The organism is Citrobacter sp. wls714 (genome assembly GCF_005281025.1).
Taxonomy (GTDB): Bacteria; Pseudomonadota; Gammaproteobacteria; order Enterobacterales; family Enterobacteriaceae; genus Citrobacter; species Citrobacter werkmanii.
Window position 1 is genome coordinate 1 of the sequence record NZ_SZWZ01000010.1, and the last position, 598, is coordinate 598.

Sequence of the window (598 nt, forward strand, 5' to 3'; positions counted from 1 at the left end):
TGTTGTGAACTCGAAGAGTAGGGCGGGACACGTGGTATCCTGTCTGAATATGGGGGGACCATCCTCCAAGGCTAAATACTCCTGACTGACCGATAGTGAACCAGTACCGTGAGGGAAAGGCGAAAAGAACCCCGGCGAGGGGAGTGAAAAAGAACCTGAAACCGTGTACGTACAAGCAGTGGGAGCACCTTCGGGTGTGACTGCGTACCTTTTGTATAATGGGTCAGCGACTTATATTCTGTAGCAAGGTTAACCGTATAGGGGAGCCGAAGGGAAACCGAGTCTTAACTGGGCGTTAAGTTGCAGGGTATAGACCCGAAACCCGGTGATCTAGCCATGGGCAGGTTGAAGGTTGGGTAACACTAACTGGAGGACCGAACCGACTAATGTTGAAAAATTAGCGGATGACTTGTGGCTGGGGGTGAAAGGCCAATCAAACCGGGAGATAGCTGGTTCTCCCCGAAAGCTATTTAGGTAGCGCCTCGTGAACTCATCTTCGGGGGTAGAGCACTGTTTCGGCTAGGGGGTCATCCCGACTTACCAACCCGATGCAAACTGCGAATACCGAAGAATGTTATCACGGGAGACACACGGCGGG

General features: G+C 52.2%; 1 rRNA gene. It reads left to right on the plus strand.

Annotated features, from left to right (window positions below):
• Positions 1-598 (plus strand): 23S ribosomal RNA (locus FDX11_RS01535); the annotation flags it as partial.